The sequence below is a fragment of the Burkholderia alba genome, assembly GCF_034721475.1.
GTDB classification, from domain to species: domain Bacteria; phylum Pseudomonadota; class Gammaproteobacteria; order Burkholderiales; family Burkholderiaceae; genus Burkholderia; species Burkholderia alba.
In genome coordinates this window covers 352,974-373,858 of the sequence record NZ_JAWJWL010000002.1, presented here as the reverse complement: position 1 = coordinate 373,858, position 20,885 = coordinate 352,974, and the positions used below count along the sequence as shown (strand labels likewise).

Here is a 20,885-nt window from a genome sequence, read left to right as displayed (position 1 = left end):
AAGCTGCGCGGCCAGCGGATCGAACTGGGCGAGATCGAAGCGGTGCTGAGGCAGTGCGCGGGCGTACGCGAAGCGGCGGTGATCGTGCTGGGCGAAGGCGAGAAACAACGTCTGGCGGGGTATGTCGCGGGCGAAGTGGAGGCGGTGCAGGTTCGTCACGAACTGGAACAGCGGCTGCCGGGGTACATGGTGCCGTCGAGTCTGACGGTGCTGGAGAAGCTGCCGGCGATGCCGAACGGGAAGCTGGACCGGGCGGCGCTGCCGGCGCCGCAGGAGCGGGCCCGCGAGCGGGTCGAGGCATCGAACGAGACGGAAGCGGCGCTGCTGTCGATCTGGAAGGCGGTGCTGGGTCGGGACGATCTGGGCGTGACGGACAACTTCTTCGAAGCGGGGGGCGATTCGATCCAGAGTTTGCAGATCATTGCACGAGCGCGGGAAGCGGGGCTGAAGCTGACGCCGAGACAGGTGTTCGAGCATCCGACGGTGGCGGGATTGGCGCAACGAGCGGAGCGATTGGAAGCGCGCACCGAAGTTGAAGAAGACAACGGCGACCCGCAGAGTTTGACGCCGATCCAGCAGGCGTTCTTCGAACGGTACCCGGAAGGGGAGTCGCACTGGAATCAGGCGGTGCTGCTGAAGGTGAAGGGCCGATTGAACGAGGCGGCACTGGAGCAGGCGGTACAGGCGCTGCGCACGCGTCACGATGCGTTGCGGCTGCGATTCGCGGCGGATGAATCGGGGTGGAAGCAACATGCGATAGCGGCAAGCGAAGCGGAAGGGGATCTGATTCGTCGAGAGGATCTGGTTTCGATGGAAGATCTGGAGGCGGCGTGCGACGGAATCCAGTCGAGCCTGGATATCGAGCGAGGCCCGATCTGGCGAGTGGGTTACTTCGAAGCGCGGGAGGAAACCCGGCTGCTGATCACGATCCACCATCTGTCGGTGGATGGTGTGTCGTGGCGGGTGCTGCTGGAGGAGTTGCAGACGAGCTACGAACAGGCGGAACGCGGCGAGCCGGTCATGCTGCCGACTCCGTCGATGCCTTGGCGTTCGTGGGTGCGCGCCGCGCAACACTATGCGCAGTCGCCGGACCGCCTCGCTGAACTCGCGTGGTGGCAGACCGCGCTCGATGCGCCTTCGTTGCGCGGCCCGCTGTTCCCGCCGCGGTCGCCGGTGTCGGCGCCGCAGAAAACCCTGCAGACGAAACTGTCGCCGGCATTGACCGCCGCCTTGCTGCGCGAGGCGCCGCGCGCCTACCGGATGCGCGTCGACGAAGTGCTGCTCGCCGCGCTCGGACTGGTCGTCGGCGACGCGGCCGGTCGCGACGAAGTGCTGGTCGAACTGGAAGGGCACGGCCGCGAGGATGTGATCGACGGCGCGGACCTGAGCCGCACCGTCGGCTGGTTCACGACGCAGTATCCGCTCGCGCTGCCGGGTGCCGGCGCGCCGGCCGATGCGTTGCGGCAGGTGCGCGAGCGCGTGGCGAACGTGCCGCAGAAAGGCTTCAACCGCGGGCTCCTGATGCACGGCGCGGATCCGGCGAGCCGCGCGGCGCTTGCCGCGCTGCCCGACCCGCAGATCAGCTTCAACTATCTAGGCCGCTTCGACCAGACCTTCCAGGCCGAGAGCCGCCTCGGTTTCGCGAGCGAGAAACCGGGCAACGCGATCGCGCCGTCGGCACGCGCGCCCGACCGCCTGCTCGACATCAACGGCTGGATCACGGGCGACACGCTGTCGTTCAGCTGGGGCTACGCGCCGCAATATCTGTCCGATACGCAGGCCGCGCAATTCGCGGCCGCGTTCGAACGGACACTGGCCGCGCTGATCGAGTACCTGGCCGCCGCACCCGCAGCGCCGGATGCCGCTGCCGCCGCGCGGCCGCCGGTGCCGGCGGCGTTCGACGCGATCGCGCGGCAGGACGGCGACGGCGTGGCCGCGAGCTGGACTGCCCGCGCCCGGTTCGAAGCCGGCCTGCCCGTGCCGCCCGCCGATGCGTTGCGCGCATGGGTGGCGCGTCGTTTTCCGTCCGTCGCGACGGAGGCCGCGCCGGACGACGCGATGCTGCCCGCCGTGCCGCTGAACGCGCTCGACGCGCCCGCGACGCTGTTCTGCCTGCATCCCGGCTACGGGATGATCGGCGAGTACCGGACGCTCGCGCACGCGCTGAACGGCCGCGTGACGCTGATCGCGCTGCAGGCGCCCGCCGTGCGCGGGCGGCCGTGGCGGGGCGATACGTTCGAGGCGCTGGCCGCGTACTACGCGGGGTGCATCGAGACGTTGCAGCCCGCCGGCGCGTACGCGCTGCTCGGCTGGTCGTTCGGCGGACGGCTCGCGATCGCGATCGCCGCGCATCTCGCGCAGCGCGGCAAGCACGTGTCGTTCACCGGCATCCTCGATACCGCGACGCATTGGGAGGCCGGTCCCGAATCCGCCGCGCCGGACCACGACGACGCGCCGCCGGAGCGGGCGCTGCTCGATGCGGCCGGCCCGTCGCTGCTGCGCGACGCGTTCGCGGCCGACACGCTGCACGCCGACCTGATGGCGCGCCACGCGCTGCCGACGATCGCGACCGATCTGCACGTGTGGCGCGCGCTGCGCAATACCGCCGCCCCGTCCCGCAGGATGGCCTGGGCACCGCAAACCTCGGCGCGCCTGCATGAGCACCCGGTCGACGCGACGCATACGAGCATCGTCCACCATCCGGCGCTCGGCGAACAGCTCGCGAGCCTGTTGGCGCCGGGAGCCGCGAAGGAAAATTGAAAGCAGAGGAAATCGCCCGCGTCGGCGCGGACTCCACGAGCAGAACGCAGCGCCCCCATCCGACGTTAAGGCTTTCGTAAGCTGATGAAATCCCTATGGTTTTTGAATGAGATTTATTATCGTTTGTATTACTATGCTCTGCCTTTCACACAATTTAACCGTCTGCAACAGTCGGTTCGTCATCGAGACTTAACGGGGATTACAGGGAATGAAGGTGCAACGCATGAGGGGGACGTCGCGCGCGACGCGGCGCGTGAAGCTGCCGCGGCTGCGTCCGGGCTATGTCGCATTGATGCTGGGCGTGGCCGGAAGCGCGCATGCGCAGCAGGCGGCACAGGGTGCGTCCGGCACGCCGACCGAAGTCCAGACACTGCCCGCCGTCAACGTGCGCGCGTCGAAGGAAAGCCCGCAAGGGCCGGGCGTCGGCTACGTCGCGAAGCGCTCGAAGACCGCGACCAAGACCGATTCCGCGATCATCACGAACCCGCAGAGCATCTCGATCGTCACGCGCCAGCAGATGGACGACCTGGGCGCGCAAACCGTCGATCAGGCGTTGCGCTACACCGCGGGCGCGTATTCGCAGGACGGTACCGACATCCGCTTCGACCAGCTGTTCGGCCGCGGTTTCTCGCTCGACTCGTACCTCGACGGCATGCACCTGTATCAGTCGCCCCGCTTCGCGACACCGCGCATCGACCCGTACTTCGTCGACCGGATGGAAGTGCTGCACGGCCCGGCATCGGTGCTGTACGGGCAGGGTAGCCCGGGCGGCCTCGTCAACTACGTGAGCAAGCTGCCGACCGAGGAGCCTTATCACGAAGTGATGATGCAGATCGGCAACCACAACAACTACCAGCTCGGCTTCGACTTCAGTGGCCCGGTCGACAAGAACGGCACCGTGCTGTATCGCGTCACCGGTCTTGCGCGCACCGCCGAGACGCAGGTGAGCCAGATCAAGGATCAGCGGATCGCGATCGCGCCGTCGGTGACGATCCGTCCGGACCGCGACACGAAACTGACGCTGCAGGCCAGCTACCAGCGCGATCCGAACGGCGGGCTGTTCAATCCGGTGCCGGCGAGCGGCACGGTGTTCACCAACCCGAACGGCCAGTTCGGGCCGGGCCGCTACTACGGCGATCCGAACCGCGACGACATGCAGCGCACGCAGTACTGGTTCGGCTATCAGTTCGAACACGCGTTCAACGACACCTTCAGCGTGTCGCAGAACCTGCGCTACCTGCATATCGACCAGCGCTACTACCAGACCTCGGTCACGAGCCCGTTCGCCGCGGACGGCCGCACCATCAGCATGTGGGCGAACACCGACCACGAGCACTTCTCGCAGTTCTCGGTCGATACGCATGCGCAGGCGAAGTTCTCGACCGGCGACGTGAAGCACACGGTGCTGTTCGGCGTCGACTACCAGCGCGCGCTGCTGGGCGACACGATGGGCGGCGGGGTCGTCGGCAAGGTGAACCTGTACAACCCGAACTACGCGGCGCTGCCGACCATTCCGGCCAACACCCGCTACGACTACGGGCTCAGCACGCTGGGGCTGTATGCGCAGGACGAGATCCGCTATCGCAACTGGGTGCTGACCGTCGGCATCCGCGAGGACTGGACGGGCACCAACCAGCAGACCCAGGCGCCGACCAGCAACACCCAGTCGCACGCGGACGACCGCGCGTTCACCTATCGCGCGGGCCTCGCCTACGAGTTCGACAACGGCATCGTGCCGTTCGTCAGCTACGCGAAATCGTTCCAGCCGGTGCCGGGCCTCGCGTTCGGCGGTGCGCCGTTCGTGCCGACCAAGGGCAAGCAGGTGGAAGCGGGGGTGCGCTATCAGCCGAAGGGGTTCGACGGCTACTTCACGGTGTCCGCGTATAACCTGACCCAGGAAAACGTCTCGGTGCCCGATCCGCTGCATCCGACCTTCACGGTGCAGCAAGGCCAGATCCGCTCGCGCGGGATCGAGGCGGAAGCGCATGCGAACGTCACCGAGAGCCTCAAGCTGATCGCGTCCTACTCGTATGTGAACCAGACCGTGACGGCCAGCTCGCTGCCGTCGACGGTCGACAAGCGGCCGCCGATCACGCCGCGGCACACCGCCGCGCTGTGGGCGGACTACACGTTCCACCGCGGGCCGCTGCGCGACTTCGGCTTCGGTTCCGGCGTGCGCTACACGAGCGCGTCGGAAGGCGACTCGTTCGACTCGTTTACCGTGCCGGCGCGCGTGCTCGTCGATCTCGGCGCGCATTACGACCTGAAGAACTGGCGCCTCGCGCTGAACGTGAACAACCTGTTCAATCGCGAGTACATCTCCTATTGCTCGACGTCGTCGGTCTGCTACTGGGGCTCGACGCGCACGGTGGTGGGGACGGCGCGCTATCAATGGTGATCGGCAACGGCAAGACGAGGCGCGCGCGCCGCTTCGACGGCACGCGCGCGGTGTCGGCATGACGCGCCGGACCCGCTTCGATCCCGCGCGGCGCCGCGCGCTGGCCGGCCTCGGCGCGGCGCTCGCCGCGTCGGGATGGCCGTTGTTCGCGCCGGCGGCGTTCGCCGCCGAGGCGGCGGCGCCGCGCGTCGTCGTGCTCGACTGGCCGCTCACGGAGGTGGTGCTGTCGCTCGGCGTCGTGCCGGTGGGCGTGTCGCGTCCGCCCTGGTACATGAAGCTCGACGGCGTGCCGCCGCTGCCGCCGTCGGTGGTGGACACCGGGCTGCTGTTCCAGCCCAACTTCGAGGTGCTGCAGGCGCTCGAGCCGGACGTGATCGTCATCACGCCATGGCATGCGCCGCTGCGCGCGCTGCTCGAACGGGTCGCGCCGACCTGCGTGGTGCAACTGTCCGGCCCCGGCATCGACGTCTATCCGGCGGTGCGCGCGGCAACCCGGCAGCTCGGGCGGCGGCTCGGCCGTCGCGCGCAGGCCGATGCGCTGCTCGCGCACGCGGATGCGCAGCTTGCCGACATCGCGCCGCGGCTTGCCGCGTTTCGCGCGCTCCGGCGGCCTCTTTATCTACTGCGTCCGATCGACGACCGGCACATCACGGTGTTCGGCGCGAACAGCCTGTTCGGCGGCGTGCTCGACCGGCTCGGGCTCGCCAATGCATGGCAGGGCGCCACCGACCCGCAGGGCGCGGCGGAAGCCGAACTGGCGGCGCTCGCGGCGCACGGCGATACGCAGGTGTTGACGATCGGCGTGCCGCCGGGCGTCGCCGCGCAACTGGCGCGCAGCCCGCTGTGGAATGCGCTGCCGTTCGTCAAGCAGAACCGCGTGCAGCCGCTCGGCGCGATGCCGCCGCTCGGCGGCGTCGTCGCCTCGATGCGCTTCGCGAGCGGTCTCGCGCAGGCGCTGCAAGGAGTGACTACATGAATCGCACGACGGCCGGCCTGTCGGCCACCGCCGCTTCCCGCGCGTGGCGCACGCCCGCGTTCCTCGTTCTGCTCACCACGTGGCTCGTCTATCACACGCTGTCGGCCCGGCTGCCCGCCGCCCAATGGCTGGGCGCGCTGCTGCCGGACGGCGACGCGACGCTGCCGCAGCTGGTGGTCCGCTACAGCTGGCTGCCACGTCTAGCGATGTCGCTGATCGCCGGCGCGGCGCTGTCGCTCGCGGGCGTGGTGTTCCAGCAGGTGCTGCGCAATCCGCTCGCGGAGCCCTTGACGCTCGGCGTGTCGGCGGGCGCGTATCTCGCGCTCACGATCGCGGCGGTCGTGGCGCCCGCGCTCGTCGCCGACATGCGCTTCACCGTCGCGCTCGCCGGCGCGGGGCTCGCGATGCTCGCGACGATGGCGCTGACCTGGCGCAAGGGGTTCGCATCGGTTTCGGTCGTGCTCGCGGGGATGATCGTGAACCTGTACTGCGGCGCGATCGCGGTGCTGCTGACGATCACCTACGAGCGCTCGCTCGTGGCGGTCTTCATCTGGGGCGGCGGATCGCTGAGCCAGAACGGCTGGGCGGCCGTCGCGTGGCTGCTGCCGCGCGTGCTCGTCTGCGGGATCGGCGCGGCGCTGCTGGTGCGCCCGCTCACGCTGTTCTCGCTCGACGATCGCAGCGCGAGCCAGCTCGGCCTGTCGCTGGCGTGGGCGCGTCCCGTCGCGCTCGGCATCGCGGTGATCCTGAGCGCGTTCGTGGTCAGCGCGGTCGGGGTGATCGGCTTCGTCGGGCTGGCGGGTCCGGCGCTCGCGCGGCTCGCGGGCGCGCGCCGGCTGCGCGATCAGCTGCTGTGGGCGCCGCTCGTCGGCGCGGTGCTGCTGACGCTCGCGGACCAGGCGGTGCAGAGCCTGCCCGGCCAGTTCGCCGAACTGCTGCCGACGGGCGCGGCGGTCGCGCTGCTCGGCGGGCCGCTGCTGCTGTGGATGCTGCGCCGGGTGCATGTCGAGAGTCCGCGGCCGGGCGCCGACGCCGATGCGCCGCCGCGCCGCCGGCTGGCCGGGGTTGCGCTGGTGCTGGGCGCGCTGCTGCTGGCCGCGGTCGTCGTGTCGCTGCGGGTCGGGATGACGTTCCACGGCTGGCAGTGGACGAGCGCCGCCGACTGGCCGGCGGTCGAATTCTGGCGGCTGCCGCGGCTGATCGCGTCGCTCGGCGCCGGCGTGATGGTCGCGCTGGCCGGCTCGCTGCTGCAGCGCGTGACGGGCAATCCGATGGCGAGCCCGGAACTGCTCGGCGTGAGCGGCGGAGCGATGCTCGGCATGCTGGTCGCGGCCGTCTCGGCCGCCGCGCCCACCGCCGGCGTGCTGCTGAGCGGGTCGGCGGTGGGCGCGCTGATCTGCCTCGTGATGATCGTCTCGCTCGGCCGCCGCAGCGGTTTCGCGCCGGAACACGTGCTGCTCGCGGGGATCGCGATCAGCGCGTTCTCGCAATCGGTGATCGTGCTCGCGACGGCGGGCGGCGGCGCCTACGCGAACGTACTGCGTCCGCTGCTGTACGGCTCGACTTACGTGATCCTGCCGGCCACCGCGGCGGCGGTTTCCGTCTGCGCGGCCGTGATGGCGGGTGCGGCGTTCCTGTGCGCGCGCTGGCTCGACATCCTGCCGCTCGGCGCGAATGTCGCCGATGCGCTCGGCGTCGGCAGCCGGCGCGCCCGGCTGATGCTGCTGGTCGTCTCGGCGATCCTGACGGCGGGCGCCACCGTGGTGATCGGACCGATGTCGTTCGTGGGCCTGATGGCGCCGCATCTCGCACGCCTGCTCGGGTTTCCGCGCGCGCGCTCGCAGATGTTCGTCTCGGCGCTGATCGGCGCGGCGCTGATGGTGCTGGCCGACTGGCTGGGGCGCACGGTGATCTTTCCGCAGCAGATGCCGGCGGGCATTCTCGCGACCTTGATCGGCGGGCCTTATCTGGTCTGGCTGCTGCGCAAGTAAGGGCGGCCGGGCGGCATCTCGTCGCCGTCCGGCGCGCCATGCGCGGCGGCGCCCGCTGATTCGAGTGGTCGCCCGCGCGGCCCGTCGTCCTTTCCCGGCTTGGCGGCGGCGGACCGCGCGAAGCGCGCGGTTTCGCAATCGACGCCGATTCGAAGCGCCGGACCCTGTCCAGCACCATCGATTTGCCGTCGTCGGCGTACCCTCTCGTCGCCGACCCCGTCGTTCATCACCACGTCCTCGGATGCCCGGAATCCGCGACGAATCGCGACGAATCGCGATCGTTTCCGAGCGTCCGGCAACGCCCGCACGGCCCGCAAACCCGTGCCGGCGCGCGGTCGGAACGGTTCCGCAAGCCCGCGAGGAGCGGGGCCGACCTGCGTTACCATCGCGGCGGCTCCGGGGCGGATGCCGCTTCCAGCCGCGCGATTTCGTCGCCGTCGAGGGCGAGCGAGAGCGAGGCCAACGCGTCGGCCGCATGATGCGGCTTCGACAGGCCGACGATCGGCGCAGTCACGCCCTTGCGTTGCAGAAGCCACGCAAGGGCGATTTGCGCGGCGGGCAGGCCGCGAGATTGCGCGACGTGCTCGACCGCTTCGATGGTCGCACGCACGTTCTCCCGGCCGTCGTACCATGCGCCGATCTGCCGGTCGCTGGCGGCCCGCAGCGTGCCCGTGCCGCGCGAACCCGCAAGCAGCCCGCGGCCAAGCGGCGACCACGGGGTGTAGGCGATGCCTTGCTCGATGCAAAGGGGCAGCATGTCGCGTTCGTCCTCGCGGTATATCAGGTTGTAATGCCCCTGCATCGAGACGAACGGTGCCAGTCCATGTTCGCGCTGGAACGCGAGCATTTTCATGAACTGCCACGCGTGCATCGACGACGCGCCGAGATAGCGGACCTTGCCGCTGCGCACGATTGCGTCGAGCGCGCCGAGCGTTTCCTCGATCGGGGTGTCCGGATCGTAGCGATGGATGACGTACAGATCGACGTAATCGGTCCCCAGCCGTTGTAGCGATGCGTCGATGCTCGCGAACAGATGTTTGCGCGACAGGCCGCGCGCATTCGGTCCGTCGCCCGTCGGAAAGAAGGCTTTCGTCGAGATCACGACATCGTCGCGCGGCGCGAATTCCGCCAGCGCTCGACCGAGCATGCGCTCGCTTTCGCCGCCCGAGTAGATGTCGGCCGTGTCGAAGAACATCACGCCGGCGTCGAGCGCGGTGCGGATGAACCGGCGGGCGACATCCTCCGGCACCACCCACGGGCGCCACGCGGGATCGCCATAGGTCATGCAGCCGAGGCAGAGCTTCGACACCCGCAGCCCCGATGCACCCAGTCTTACGTATTCCATGATTGCCTGATTGCTCCATGGTTGTGCCGCCGCCGGGCGTGCTCAACGCATCCCGGCGATCGCGTAGCCGCCGTCGACGGCAATCGATTGGCCGGTGACGAAACCGGCCGCGTCGGAGCACAGCCACGCGACCGCCTCGGCCACGTCTTCCGGGCGTCCGATGCGGCGCACGGGGGTGAACGCGGCAAATGGACGAAGCATGTCGTCGCCTCCGAAGCGGCGCGCCATGGGCGTGTCGATGATGCCGGGATTGACATTGTTGATTCGGATGCCGTGCGGTCCGCCTTCGAGCGCGACCGCGCGGACCAGCGCATCAAGCGCGCCCTTGCTGGCCGAATAGGCGGACGACCCGGCGAGCGCGCCGCTCGCGAGCCATGACGACGTGTTGACGATCGCGCCGCCGCCATGCGCGAGCATCGCTGCCATCTCGTATTTGATCGACAGCCACGTGCCCTTGAGGTTGGTCGCGATCACCTGATCGAAATCGTCGGCGGACAGCTCGGCGATCGGCGCGAACCGGCCCTCCGTACCGGCGTTGTTGAAGGCCGCGTGCAGCGCGCCGAAGCGCGCGAGCGTGGTGTCGACGAGCGCGCGTACCGCGTCCGGCGACGTGATGTCGGTGGGGATGGCGATGGCCTCACCGCCGCGTTCGGCGATGAGCCGCACGGTCTCGTCGAGCGAAGCCGGGTGACGGCCCGCCACGACGACCGTCGCGCCGTGCCGCGCGAGTGCCAGCGCGCTCGCGCGGCCGATTCCGGTACCGCCGCCCGTGACGAGCGCGATGCGTTCGTCGAGGCCGCGTGGCGGTGTCGTCGTGTCGTGCAGGTTGGAGAGCGATTCGATCATGAGGGTGTGCGTTCCTCGATGCATGGCTTGAAGGTTGCGGGCCGTCGACGTTCAGTCGTCGGAGTCCGGCACGGTGAGCGGCGTGCCCGGCGTGCCCGCATAGAAGACGATCATCTCTACGGGTTCGCTCCCGGTTTCACCGCGATGCGATACGTCGACCATCTCCGGCACGACATCGCCCGGGCCGAGCGAGATGCGCTTGCCGTCCTGCTTGCGCACCGCGCTGAGGTGTCCGGATACGACGTAGCCGACGTTGATCGACGGGTGCGTGTGCCACGGCAGCACCGCATGCGCGGGAAGCGTATAGCGCACCACGGACACTTCGGGCCGAGTCGACGGGTACGCGCGGTAGGGCGTACCGTCCCATGCGTGCGTGGCTTGCAGCAATACCTTCGCATCGATGGGCGCGGCCGAAGCCGTCTGCGCGTGACAGGCGGGTGCCGGGCCGGCGGCCAGGGCGGCAGCGGCGAGAACGAACGGGGGCAATGAGCGGGGCATGGCGTGTGCGGGAAGGTGAAGGGAGACGCCATTGTGCGAAGCCCGGCGGGATCAGGATAGGATCTGCCTGGTTGAAACCGATTCAACCGAACGACGGGTACAACGGGAGCCATGAATGGATCGTTTGAGAGCGCTGACGATATTCGTGCGCATCGCCACCGTCGGCAGCATCAGCGGCGGGGCGCGCGAACTCGGCATCACGCCGCAAGCCGCGAGCAAGCAGATGGCCGCGCTGGAGGCGCTGCTGGGGGTGCGCCTGTTGCGGCGCTCGACGCACCGCATCGCGTTGACGGCCGAGGGTGAGCAGCTGCTCGAGCAATGCCGGCATGCCGTGGACGAGCTGGAAGGCGTACTGCGCAACGTCGACGACGACCGCGGGCGAGCCGTCGGCACGATTCGCGTCGCGGCGCCGTACTCGCTGGCCCGGCGATTTCTCGCGCCGCTGCTGGCGGAATTCGGCGAACAGCAGCAGGGTGTCGCGGTCGAACTCATCGTCGGCGACGACATGGTCGACGTCGTCGGGCAGCGCATCGATATCGGCTTGCGCACCGGCAATCTACCCGACAGCACCCTCGTGGCGCGCCGTATCGCCGATCTGGAGCTGGTCGTCTGTGCCACGCAGGATTATCTACGTCGTCACGGTGTGCCGCAGACGATCGATGCGTTGAGCGGGCACCGCTGCACGACGTTTCTCCATCCTGGAACGGGCAAGGCGTTTCCTTGGGAGTTCCTCGTCGACGGCCGGATTGAAACGCGGCACATGCGGCCATTCATCGCGACCAACGATATCGACTCGGAACTCGACGCCGTGCTGAGCGGGGCCGCGCTCGGCCAATTCTTCGGCTACTCGGTTCATGCCCATATCCAGGCCGGCCGTCTGGTGCCATTGCTGACGCGCTATGCGACGCGCCGTTACGGCCTGTTTCTCTACATGCCCGAACGCGCCCATCTGCCGAAGCGCAGCCGCCTGTTGATGGATTTCCTCGCGCAGCGGCTGGGTGCGCATCCTGAACTCCGCCCGCTGGTCGGGCATGACCTGTCTGGGTGAGACGAGTCCGGTTTTCGAACGACGCAAAACCGACGCCGGTTCGAAACGGAACGCGCGGGCGAGCATGACGGAGCCTGCGATGGAATCGCTGATCGGCGCGACGGTCGGCCACCAGGGGCGGCGCACTGCGTCGCGGCCGCCGACGGGCGTCAGGACGGCGGCGCTTCGAGCCAGTGCACGCTGAAAAGCCGGTCCGCGTCGAGCCACACCGTCCGCGGCACGAAGCCGGCCGACAGGGCGAGCTGGCGAAGCGCCGGCACGGAGTACTTGTGCGAATTCTCGGTGTGGATGCTGTCGCCTTCGTTGAAGACGAAACGCTGGCCGCCGAACGCGATCGCCTGGTCGCGCGTACTGACGAGGTACATCTCGATCCGGCGCGCCGACGGCTGGTAGAACGCATAGTGCGCAAAGCCGGACAGATCGAAGTCCGCGCCCAGCTCCCGGTTCGCGCGCGCCAGCAGGTTGAGATTGAACGCGGCGGTGACGCCCGCCTGATCGTTGTACGCCGCATGCAGCACGGCCGGATCCTTGACGAGGTCGACCCCGATCAGCAGGCCGCCGCCTCTCAGCAGCCCGGCGGCGGAGCGGAGGAACGCCAGCGCCTCGTCGGACTCGAAATTGCCCAGCGTCGAGCCGGGAAAAAAACCGACCCGGCGGCGCGACGACGCGTCCGGCCATGACGCGAGCGACGTGTAGTCGCCGATCACGGGTTCGACGGCGACGTTCGGGTAGTCGGCCGACAGCGACCGCGCGGCGGATCTCAGATGCTCGCCGGAAATGTCGACGGGCAAGTAGCGCGCGGGCCGCTCGCCGGAGGCGAAGGCGTCGAGCAGCAGGCGAACCTTCGTCATCGACCCTGCGCCGAACTCGATCAGATCGACGTTCGGTCCGATGTGCGCGGCCATGTCCGCCGCGTGGCGCGCGAGGATGTCGGTTTCCGTGCGCGTCAGGTAGTACTCCGGCAGCGCGCAGATCCTGTCGAACAGCGCGGAGCCCGCGGCGTCGTAGAAATACTTGGGCGAGAGCCGATACGGCTTGCGCGACAGGCCGGCGGCAAGATCGTGCGCGAATGCCGCGGTCGAGGCGAGCAGCGCGTCGGAATGCGGGTCGACAAACACGGAGGCGGTTTTCGTCATGTCAGGCGTCTCGCGCAACGCGAATGCCGGAGAATTGCCAGCGCGCCGCCGGTGGGAAAAAGTTGCGGTAGGTCGTGCGGAGGTGACCTTCGGGCGTGGCGACACTGCCGCCGCGCAACACCAGTTGCCCGACCATGAACTTGCCGTTGTATTCGGACGCGACACCCGTCAACGGCCGAAAGCCCGGGTAAGGATCGTAGGACGAGCGGGTCCACTGCCATACGCTGCCGGTCAGCTGGCGCATGCCGGGCAGCCCGTGGGCGGCTTCCCATTCGAACTCGGTCGGCAGCCGCGCGCCGGCCCATTCGGCATACGCGGCCGCCTCGAAAAAGCTCAGCTGCGAGACCGGCGCATCCGGGTCCAGCCGTTGCACGCCGTCGAGCCCGAACACGTGCCACGCGCCGTCGGCCGGCGCGACGAGCCGAGGGTCGTCCGGCGGCAGCCAGTAGAGCGGATGCCGCCAGCCGCCGCTTCTCACCGCCGCCCAGCCGTCGGACAACCACAGCTCGGGGCGCTCGTAGCCTCGGTCCGCGATGAAGGCGGCGTACTCGCCGCAGGTGACGAGCCGGTCGGCGATCGAGCAAGGGCGCAGCATCACGGCGTGCCGGGGCGTCTCGTTGTCGAAGGCGAAGCCGGCATCGCCCGGATCTCGGCCGATCTCGGCCACGCCGCCCGGCAGGTCGAGCCAGCGCGCCGGCAGCGCCGGCGACGTCGGGGATCGTACCGCGGCGGGCGGGCGGTATGCCGGCAGGAGCGGATTACAGGAGAACGCGTGGAGGAGGTCGGTGAGCATCAGCTCCTGGTGCTGCTGTTCGTGGTGGATGCCCAGTTCGAGCACGTCGCGCAGCGCCGGCAGCCGAGCATCGTCGAGGTGTGCGATGAGTCCGGCGAGCGCGTCGTCGACGTGCCGCCGGTAGTCAAGCACCTCGGGCAGCGTGGGGCGGGTGAGCAAGCCGCGCTGCGGACGCGGATGCCGGGCGCCGAGCGATTCGTAGTAGGAATTGAACAGGTAGGCGTAGCGGGCGTCGTGCGGCAGATAGCCGTGCGCGTGGGGCGTCAGCGCGAGTTGTTCGAAAAACCAGGTCGTATGGGCCAGATGCCATTTCGTCGGGCTGGCGTCCGGCATCGACTGGATACACTGATCTTCCGCGCTCAAGGGGGCGCTCAGCGCGACGCTGTGTGCCCGCACTCGCGCATAAACCGACGCCAGTTCGTTTCTCGTCTGCATGATCGTGTAGGAACGCGGTGCGTCCCGACGGATGACGCACGGGACCGGTTGCTCGGCAGTCGCGACAGCCCGCCGGCGGCGCTTCGGCTCCGGAGGACGTGAGCAGCGTCACGCGTCCTTGTCTCGGGCGGCTGTCTGGACGTGAGTATGCACGGGTTCCGGCCGGGATGCGACGGGGGGGGCGGCCGGCGCCGAGCGAAGCGGCACCACGGCGGACGAATGGCAAGGCAAGGGGCCTGGGGCCTAGACCGCCGTCGCGACCGACTCGCTCAGATAGTGCAGCATCAGCGCCTCCAGCTGGACGATGGCGGCATCGCGCCGCTTGAACGACGTGTCGCTGTTCAGGGCCACGGCGGCCTTCATGAGCTGCTGGACCACGGCCGCATGGAGATCGAGCGCATCGGGTGCCAGGTCCGGCGCCAGTTCGGCCAGCACCGACGCGATTTCGCCGCGCACCCGCTGGCGGATGCCGCCGACGCCCGGCAGCGCATGACCGTACGTCTCCGCGAGCATCACGAAGGCGGGATGGGTGGCGCGAAACTTCACCAGCGACCGCGTCAGCTTCTCCGCGAGCGCGGGCAGGGGCATCGACGCGGCCTGTTCTCGCAGCGCCCGGAAGGCCGCCGCCAGCCGTTCCAGGTAATGATCGAGCAGTGCGGCCGCCACCTGGGGCTTGGTCGGAAAGAACTGATACAGCGAGCCGATCGATGCTCCCGCGCGGGCGGCAATGGCCGTCATCGTCGCGCCTTCGTATCCCTTCTGCGCGAACTCCGCGCCCGCCGCCTCGAGCAGCGCGGCGACCCGGGCGCGTCCCCGTTCGCGCTGCGGCTGTTTCGCGCGCGCAGGTTGCGGAGGCGGAGCGCCGGTTGATTTTTGTGAGGACATCCTCATATACTCCGTTGTGTGAGGATGGCCTCACAAATAGTTCCAGCCCATTACCCTATACGGAAGGCTCGCATCATGCAAAGCATGGATCCTCGCACAACGGCGCTCGTTCTGATCGATCTGCAGAACGGCATTCTGGGATTTGCCAAGGGGCCGTACACCGCGGACTCGGTTCTCACGGCGTCCGCCGCGCTGGCGCGACGGTTCCGGCAGGCGGGCGGGCTGGTCGTGCTGGTGCGCGTGGGCTGGAGCCAGGATTACTGCGATACGCTCAGGCAGCCGGTCGATCAGCCGACGGTGCTGCCGGAAGGCGGGCTGCCCGCCGCATGGTGGGAGATTCCCGGGATACTCGAGACGGCGCCCGGCGATCTGCTGATCACCAAGCGGCAATGGAATGCCTTCCACGGCACCGAACTCGATCTGCAACTGCGCCGGCGCGGGATCAAGACCCTTGTGCTGGGCGGTATTTCGACCAACATCGGAGTCGAATCGACCGCCCGGGCCGGGCATGAGCTCGGCTACTCGCTGGTGCTCGTCGAGGACGCGATGAGCAGCGGCGCCACCGAGCAGCACCAGGCGTCGGTGAACTATATTTTCCCGAGGCTGGGCCTGGTGCGGAAATCCGCGGATGTGTTGGAGGCGCTCGGGGCGTGAACGTGTGTCCGTCCCGGGCGGATCGGCGTGCCCGGGGCGGAGGTCGTGCACTGCGCGCTCGGCGGAACGCGGGGTTCGACGACGAAGAGCGTCCCCGGGACGCGTCGCGGCGCCGGGCCGGTGCGATCGAAATTCGGCGATGCCTGCTCGGGTACCGAGGCGATTCGCGCCTCCCCCCGCGACACCCCGTCAGGCCGACGCGCCGACCCCGGCCCGCACACCCAGCATGCGCCGCGCTTCCCGCGGCGACGCGATCTCCCGCCCGGTTTCCCGGGCGAGCTTCGCCATCGCGTCGACCAGTTGTGCATTCGACGTCGCCCGTTCGCCGTCGGGCAGATAGAACGTGTCTTCCAGCCCGGTGCGCAGATGGCCGCCCAGCTCCGCGGTGCGGCGATGCAGCGCCCAGATCGGCGCGCGCCCGATGGCGGTCACCTGCCAGCTGGCGTCGGGGCGCAGCAGGCGGAGCAGGATCGGCAGCAGATCGGGATCGGCCGGCATGCCCGACTCGACGCCCATCACGAAGTTGTAGTTGGCCTTGCCGCCGAACAGGCCCGCCCGCGCGTACATGTCGACGCACCGGACGATGCCGACGTCGAAGCACTCGAATTCGGGCACCGCGCCCATTTCCGTCATCACCTCGAGAAACGACTGGACCTTCCGCACGGGGTTGTCGAACAGCAGCGGCGGCCACGCCCAGTCGCCGTCCGCCTTGACCTTCAGGTAATTGAGCGAGCCGGCGTTGCACGCGGCGATTTCCGGCCTGATCGTCCGGATGCAGGACAACGGCCCGTCGATATCCGGGCCGACGACGCCGGTCGACTGATTGAAGATCACGCCCGGGCACGCTTCCCGGATCGCCTGGCTGATCTCGGCGGCAAGCGCGGGGTCCCACGACGGCAGGTGTCCCTTGCCGTCCTCCTGGCGACGGAAATGCACGTGCATGCAGGACGCGCCGGCGTCGTAGGCGCCTTTCGCCTCGCGCGCCATCTGTTCCGGCGTGACCGGGATGTTGAATTGCCTCGGGTCGGTGAAAATGCCGTTCAACGCGCACGTGATCACGACGGGCTGGTTCATCGGGTATCTCCTTTCATCGGGTATCGGGCGCGGTCAATCGGGCAGCCGTTCGAGTTGCGCGAGCATCTGCCCGGGCGCGACCTGGTCGCCGATGCGGGCGCGGAGCGACACGACCCGGCCGGCGAACGGCGCCGTCATCGCGTGTTCCATCTTCATCGCTTCCAGCACGCTCACGGTCTGACCGGCAGCGACCGTCCGGCCTTCCTCGACATTGACCGCCACGACACGGCCGTTCATCGGCGCGCGCAGGATGCCGTCGGCCTCGGTCGTGCCGCCGCGCTGTGCGCCTTCGCGGTGGTGCGACGCGAAAAGGTAATCGTCGCCTTCCAGCTGCAGCCAGAGCCGGTTGCCTTCCCACGCATGCCGGTAGCGGAACGCGCGGCCGTCGATCCTGACGTCGGCCAGCTCGCCCGGGTTTCCCGGAACGCCTTGAACCCAGGCGGGCTCGCTCTGATCGAGCCGCACCTGTATCGGCTGGCCGCCGAGCAGCACGGTGCCCCGTCGCGCGGCGCGGGCGCCTGGCGCATGCGCGCCGAGCCAGCCGAGGCGGCACGGCACCGGCAGGCCCGCGCCGTTGCTCCAGCCGCGCCAGCCGGCAGGCAACGCGCCGGCGGCGTCGATGCCGGCGGCCGACAGCCACGCGGCGAGCGTCCAGGCGGCCGGCCCGGGTTCGTCGGCGCGATCGGCGTTGGTCGCGAAGTGCTGCGCGACGAACGCGGTCGACACCGTGCCGCCTTCGACGAAGGCCGGATGACGCAGCACGCGCGACAGGAACCGCCGGTTGTTCGTTACGCCGAGGAGCGCGGTCCGGTCGAGCGCGCCGGCGAGCCGGTCGATCGCTTCGGTGCGCGACCGGCCGTGCGCGATCACCTTGCCCAGCATCGAGTCGTAGAACGGGCCGATCGACAGGCCGTCCGCGAGTGCGTGGTCGCAGCGCACGTGCGGGGCAGGGCGCCACGCGAGCACGGTGCCGGTGCGCGGCAGGAAGTCGTCGGCCGGATCCTCGGCGCACAGGCGTACCTCGAGCGCATGCCCTTCGATGCGGACGTCCGCCTGCGCGAGCGGCAGCGGCTCGCCTTGCGCGACCCGCAACTGCCATTCGACGAGATCCTGGCCGGTGACGCATTCCGTCACCGGGTGTTCGACCTGCAGGCGGGTGTTCATCTCCATGAAGTAGAACCGGCCCGCGCGATCGAGCAGGAATTCGACCGTGCCCGCTCCCGCATAGCCGATCTCGCGGACGGCGGCGACGGCCGCATCGCCCATGCGCCCGCGCAGCGCATCGTCGACGGCGGGCGACGGCGCTTCCTCGACGATCTTCTGGTGGCGGCGCTGCACGGAGCAGTCGCGTTCGCCCAGATGAATGACCTGCCCGTGCGTATCGGCGAATACCTGGATCTCGATATGGCGGGGCTCGACGACGGCCCGCTCGAGAATCAGGCGGCCGTCGCCGAATGCCTTGCGGGCTTCCGACGCGCAGAGGGTCAGCGCGCCGGGCAGCGCATCGGGGGCGTCGACCCGGCGCATGCCGCGTCCGCCGCCGCCCGCCGAGGCCTTCACCATGACCGGAAACCCGATGCGGACCGCCTCGGCGATCAGGCGAGCCTCGCTCTGGTCGTCGCCGTCGTAGCCGGGAACCACCGGGATGCCGGCGTCGGCCATCCGTCGGCGCGCGCGGGCCTTGTCGCCCATTGCATCGATCGCGTCCGCGGGCGGACCGACGAAGACGAGGCCCGCCTCCGCCACGCGCCGCGCGAAGGCGGCCTGCTCGGACAGGAAGCCGTAGCCGGGGTGGATCGCCTGGGCGCCGGCTTGCAGGGCCGCGTCGATCAGCGTGTCGATGAGCAGATACGATTCGGCGGGCGTCGTGCCGCCGATCGGCACGGCGGTATCGCAGGCCGCGACGTGCGGATTGGCGCGGTCGGCGTCCGAGTACACCGCGACGGTGGCGATGCCGAGCCGCCGGGCGGTGCGCGCGATGCGCACGGCGATCTCGCCGCGATTCGCGATCAGGAGGCGGGTGAAGCGGCGCGCCGTCATGACGGCTCCGACGGGCGGGGCGCCGCGACGCGCCAGGCCGGCGCGCGCTTGTCCGCGAGCGCGGCGAGGCCTTCGGCCGCCGCGCCCGAGCGCAACGCCGCGGCGAACGCGTCGGCTGCGGCGTCGAGCGCGGGCGACAGGCCCCACTGGAGGCTGTCGGCGACGATGCGCTTGGTGGCGCGCTGCGCCGCCGGCTCGGCCGCGAGGAGGCGCGACAACTGCGCCTGCAGCGCGAGGTCGAGCGCGTTCGCGTCGGCCGTTTCGTCGGCGAGGCCGAGATGCAGGGCTTCGGCGGCGGACAGGCGCGTGCCGGTGAGCATCAGCCAGCGCGCGCGCGTCGCACCGAGGCGGGCGACGATGAACGGGGCGATCTGCGCGGGCGGCAGGCCGAGCGTGACTTCCGGCATCGCGCAATACGCGTCGGCGGCCATCAGCACATGATCGCAAGCGGCGGCCAGACCGCACCCGCCGCCGAGCGCCGCGCCCTCGATCACGGCGAGCGTCGGCATCGGCAGCGCGGCGAGCTTCTCGAGCAGCGCGCCGAATTGCCGGTTGTAGCGCGCGATGGGATCGGGTTCCCCGGCGGCCGGAGCATGCGTGCGCATCAGCGTCTTGAACGACGAGACATCGCCGCCCGCGCAGAAGGTGCCGCCCGCGCCGCGCAGCACGAAGGCGCGCACGGCGTCATCGCCGGCCGCGCGATCGCATGCGGCGTGCAGGTGCGCGACGAGCGCGTCGGTCAGCGCGTTGCGTTTATCGGGCCGATCGAGCGTCGCGTACATCACGCCGTCGGCGCAGCGCAGCCGCAGCGGCGCGATATGGGAGGCAAGCGTGTTCATTCGCGTGACGCCTTCGGCAGCGTGCCGAGTTTCTTGCAGATGATGCCGAGCATCACCTCGTCGGCGCCGCCGCCGATCGAGAAGAGCCGCGTGTCGCGATACGTGCGCGACACGCTCGATTCCCACGCGAAGCCCATGCCGCCCCAGTACTGCAGGCAGCTGTCGGTGACTTCGCGCGCGAGCCGGCCGGACTTGAGCTTCGCCATCGATGCGAGCATCGTCACGTCGTCGCCGCTCACGTACAGCTCCGTCGCGCGGTAGGTGAGCGCGCGCAGCGCCTCCACTTCGGTCTTGAGTTCGGCGAGCCGATAGTGGACGACCTGGTTGTCGAGCACCGGCCGGCCGAAGATCGTGCGCTGCCGGGTGTAGTCGATGGTTTCGTCGAGGGTGCGGTCGAGCACGAGCAGAGCGGCGGCCGCCGCGTACAGACGCTCCTCCTGGAACTGCAGCATCTGGTAGGTGAAGCCGCCGCCTTCCTCGCCGATCAGGTTGCGTCGCGGCACGCGCACGTCGTCGAAGAAGATCTGCGCGGTGTCCGACGAGTGCATGCCGATCTTGCGGATCGTCTTTTCGATATGCACGCCCTTCGATTTCAGCGGCACCACGATCAGCGATTTGTTGCGGTGGGACGGACCGTCGGAGGTATTCGCGAGGCAGCACATCCAGTCGGCCTGCGTGCCGCCCGTGATCCAGAGCTTGGTGCCGCTGATCAGGTAGTCGTCGCCGTCCTTGCGCGCGCTCGTGCGGATCGACGCGACATCCGAGCCCGCGCCGGGTTCGGACACGCCGATGCAGGCCACCTGCTCGCCGGCGATGGCCGGCGCGAGAAACTCGCGCCGCAGCGCGTCGGAACCGAAACGCGCGAGCGCCGGCGTCGCCATGTTGGTCTGCACGCCGATCGTCAGCGGCACGCCGCCCGCCTTGCAGACGCCGAGCGCCTCGGCCATCACCATTTCATAGCTGTAGTCGAGCCCGCCGCCGCCGTACGCCGCCGGTTTGCTGAGCCCCAGCATGCCGAGCCGGCCGAGCTTCCGGTAGACGTCGTGCGCGGGAAAAATGCCGGCTTCCTCCCACTCGTCGACGTGCGGATTGACTTCCTGTTCGATGAAGCGCTGGACGGTGCGTGATATTGCAGCGTGTTCCGGGGTGAAGTGCATGGTGTCTCCT

General features: G+C 69.4%; 16 protein-coding genes. 6 read left to right on the top strand and 10 right to left on the bottom strand.

The window, feature by feature from the left end:
- The 4 genes from RZR99_RS03365 to fhuB form a co-directional block, all read left to right on the top strand.
- Positions 1 to 2,760 (top strand): condensation domain-containing protein (locus tag RZR99_RS03365; RefSeq protein WP_323118320.1); only part of this gene is annotated, 2,760 nt, incomplete at its 5' end.
- Between the two features lie 208 nt (positions 2,761 to 2,968).
- Positions 2,969 to 5,158, top strand: coding sequence for a TonB-dependent siderophore receptor (locus tag RZR99_RS03360; RefSeq protein ID WP_407655395.1), 2,190 nt, complete (start codon positions 2,969 to 2,971; stop codon positions 5,156 to 5,158).
- Between the two features lie 58 nt (positions 5,159 to 5,216).
- A complete protein-coding gene (locus RZR99_RS03355) occupies positions 5,217 to 6,134 on the top strand; it encodes an ABC transporter substrate-binding protein (protein WP_323118318.1) in 918 nt (305 codons plus the stop codon).
- The gene (fhuB, locus tag RZR99_RS03350; protein WP_323118317.1) at positions 6,131 to 8,125 is read left to right on the top strand and encodes a Fe(3+)-hydroxamate ABC transporter permease FhuB; all 1,995 of its coding nucleotides are present in this window, start codon (positions 6,131 to 6,133) and stop codon (positions 8,123 to 8,125) included. Before RZR99_RS03355 ends, fhuB begins: the two co-directional genes overlap by 4 nt.
- A 379-nt stretch (positions 8,126 to 8,504) precedes the next feature.
- Here fhuB and RZR99_RS03345 read toward each other — a convergent pair whose 3' ends face one another.
- The 3 genes from RZR99_RS03345 to RZR99_RS03335 are packed head-to-tail and all read right to left on the bottom strand — an operon-like array spanning position 8,505 to position 10,814.
- Positions 8,505 to 9,470, bottom strand: a complete 966-nt coding sequence (locus tag RZR99_RS03345) for an aldo/keto reductase (protein WP_323118316.1) — start codon at positions 9,468 to 9,470, stop codon at positions 8,505 to 8,507.
- A 42-nt stretch (positions 9,471 to 9,512) separates the two neighbouring features.
- Positions 9,513 to 10,316, bottom strand: a complete 804-nt coding sequence (locus tag RZR99_RS03340; RefSeq protein WP_323118315.1) for an SDR family NAD(P)-dependent oxidoreductase — start codon at positions 10,314 to 10,316, stop codon at positions 9,513 to 9,515.
- A 51-nt stretch (positions 10,317 to 10,367) separates the two neighbouring features.
- Positions 10,368 to 10,814, bottom strand: a complete 447-nt coding sequence (locus RZR99_RS03335; protein WP_323118314.1) for a cupin domain-containing protein — start codon at positions 10,812 to 10,814, stop codon at positions 10,368 to 10,370.
- A gap of 115 nt (positions 10,815 to 10,929) precedes the next feature.
- Here RZR99_RS03335 and RZR99_RS03330 point away from each other — a divergent pair, with 115 nt between their 5' ends.
- Positions 10,930 to 11,862: a LysR family transcriptional regulator gene (locus RZR99_RS03330; RefSeq protein WP_323118313.1), complete on the top strand. Its 933-nt coding sequence runs from the start codon at positions 10,930 to 10,932 to the stop codon at positions 11,860 to 11,862.
- Between the two features lie 149 nt (positions 11,863 to 12,011).
- Here the strand turns inward: RZR99_RS03330 and egtD are convergent, their stop codons facing one another.
- The 3 genes from egtD to RZR99_RS03315 all read right to left on the bottom strand — a co-directional run bounded on the left by egtD (position 12,012) and on the right by RZR99_RS03315 (position 15,111).
- Entirely contained in the window at positions 12,012 to 13,016 is a 1,005-nt protein-coding gene (gene egtD, locus RZR99_RS03325; protein WP_407655394.1) for an L-histidine N(alpha)-methyltransferase, read from the bottom strand.
- A complete protein-coding gene (gene egtB / locus RZR99_RS03320) occupies positions 13,000 to 14,226 on the bottom strand; it encodes an ergothioneine biosynthesis protein EgtB (protein ID WP_323118311.1) in 1,227 nt (408 codons plus the stop codon). The genes egtD and egtB overlap by 17 nt, the downstream gene beginning before the upstream one ends.
- A gap of 243 nt (positions 14,227 to 14,469) precedes the next feature.
- On the bottom strand, positions 14,470 to 15,111 hold the full coding sequence (locus RZR99_RS03315; RefSeq protein WP_323118310.1) for a TetR/AcrR family transcriptional regulator: 642 nt from the start codon (positions 15,109 to 15,111) through the stop codon (positions 14,470 to 14,472).
- A 75-nt stretch (positions 15,112 to 15,186) separates the two neighbouring features.
- Here RZR99_RS03315 and RZR99_RS03310 point away from each other — a divergent pair, with 75 nt between their 5' ends.
- Positions 15,187 to 15,765, top strand: coding sequence for a hydrolase (locus tag RZR99_RS03310; RefSeq protein WP_323118309.1), 579 nt, complete (start codon positions 15,187 to 15,189; stop codon positions 15,763 to 15,765).
- Positions 15,766 to 15,954: 189 nt separating this feature from the next.
- Here the strand turns inward: RZR99_RS03310 and RZR99_RS03305 are convergent, their stop codons facing one another.
- The 4 genes from RZR99_RS03305 to RZR99_RS03290 are packed head-to-tail and all read right to left on the bottom strand — an operon-like array spanning position 15,955 to position 20,875.
- Complete coding sequence (locus tag RZR99_RS03305) at positions 15,955 to 16,839, bottom strand: BKACE family enzyme (RefSeq protein ID WP_323118308.1); 885 nt, start codon at positions 16,837 to 16,839, stop codon at positions 15,955 to 15,957.
- Between the two features lie 33 nt (positions 16,840 to 16,872).
- Positions 16,873 to 18,879: an acetyl/propionyl/methylcrotonyl-CoA carboxylase subunit alpha gene (locus tag RZR99_RS03300; protein WP_323118307.1), complete on the bottom strand. Its 2,007-nt coding sequence runs from the start codon at positions 18,877 to 18,879 to the stop codon at positions 16,873 to 16,875.
- On the bottom strand, positions 18,876 to 19,718 hold the full coding sequence (locus RZR99_RS03295; RefSeq protein ID WP_323118306.1) for an enoyl-CoA hydratase/isomerase family protein: 843 nt from the start codon (positions 19,716 to 19,718) through the stop codon (positions 18,876 to 18,878). Before RZR99_RS03295 ends, RZR99_RS03300 begins: the two co-directional genes overlap by 4 nt.
- Positions 19,715 to 20,875: an acyl-CoA dehydrogenase family protein gene (locus RZR99_RS03290; RefSeq protein ID WP_323118305.1), complete on the bottom strand. Its 1,161-nt coding sequence runs from the start codon at positions 20,873 to 20,875 to the stop codon at positions 19,715 to 19,717. The genes RZR99_RS03295 and RZR99_RS03290 overlap by 4 nt, the downstream gene beginning before the upstream one ends.
- Between the last annotated feature and the right edge of the window lie 10 nt (positions 20,876 to 20,885).

What these genes read in the sequence shown, in the direction of transcription:
- RZR99_RS03360 (WP_407655395.1), top strand. Translation starts at nt 2,969, where the DNA reads ATGAAGGTGCAACGCATGAGGGGGACGTCGCGCGCGACGCGGCGCGTG.
- RZR99_RS03355 (WP_323118318.1), top strand. Translation starts at nt 5,217, where the DNA reads ATGACGCGCCGGACCCGCTTCGATCCCGCGCGGCGCCGCGCGCTGGCC.
- fhuB (WP_323118317.1), top strand. Translation starts at nt 6,131, where the DNA reads ATGAATCGCACGACGGCCGGCCTGTCGGCCACCGCCGCTTCCCGCGCG.
- RZR99_RS03345 (WP_323118316.1), bottom strand. Translation starts at nt 9,470, where the DNA reads ATGGAATACGTAAGACTGGGTGCATCGGGGCTGCGGGTGTCGAAGCTC.
- RZR99_RS03340 (WP_323118315.1), bottom strand. Translation starts at nt 10,316, where the DNA reads ATGATCGAATCGCTCTCCAACCTGCACGACACGACGACACCGCCACGC.
- RZR99_RS03335 (WP_323118314.1), bottom strand. Translation starts at nt 10,814, where the DNA reads ATGCCCCGCTCATTGCCCCCGTTCGTTCTCGCCGCTGCCGCCCTGGCC.
- RZR99_RS03330 (WP_323118313.1), top strand. Translation starts at nt 10,930, where the DNA reads ATGGATCGTTTGAGAGCGCTGACGATATTCGTGCGCATCGCCACCGTC.
- egtB (WP_323118311.1), bottom strand. Translation starts at nt 14,226, where the DNA reads ATGCAGACGAGAAACGAACTGGCGTCGGTTTATGCGCGAGTGCGGGCA.
- RZR99_RS03315 (WP_323118310.1), bottom strand. Translation starts at nt 15,111, where the DNA reads ATGTCCTCACAAAAATCAACCGGCGCTCCGCCTCCGCAACCTGCGCGC.
- RZR99_RS03310 (WP_323118309.1), top strand. Translation starts at nt 15,187, where the DNA reads ATGCAAAGCATGGATCCTCGCACAACGGCGCTCGTTCTGATCGATCTG.
- RZR99_RS03305 (WP_323118308.1), bottom strand. Translation starts at nt 16,839, where the DNA reads ATGAACCAGCCCGTCGTGATCACGTGCGCGTTGAACGGCATTTTCACC.
- RZR99_RS03300 (WP_323118307.1), bottom strand. Translation starts at nt 18,879, where the DNA reads ATGACGGCGCGCCGCTTCACCCGCCTCCTGATCGCGAATCGCGGCGAG.
- RZR99_RS03295 (WP_323118306.1), bottom strand. Translation starts at nt 19,718, where the DNA reads ATGAACACGCTTGCCTCCCATATCGCGCCGCTGCGGCTGCGCTGCGCC.
- RZR99_RS03290 (WP_323118305.1), bottom strand. Translation starts at nt 20,875, where the DNA reads ATGCACTTCACCCCGGAACACGCTGCAATATCACGCACCGTCCAGCGC.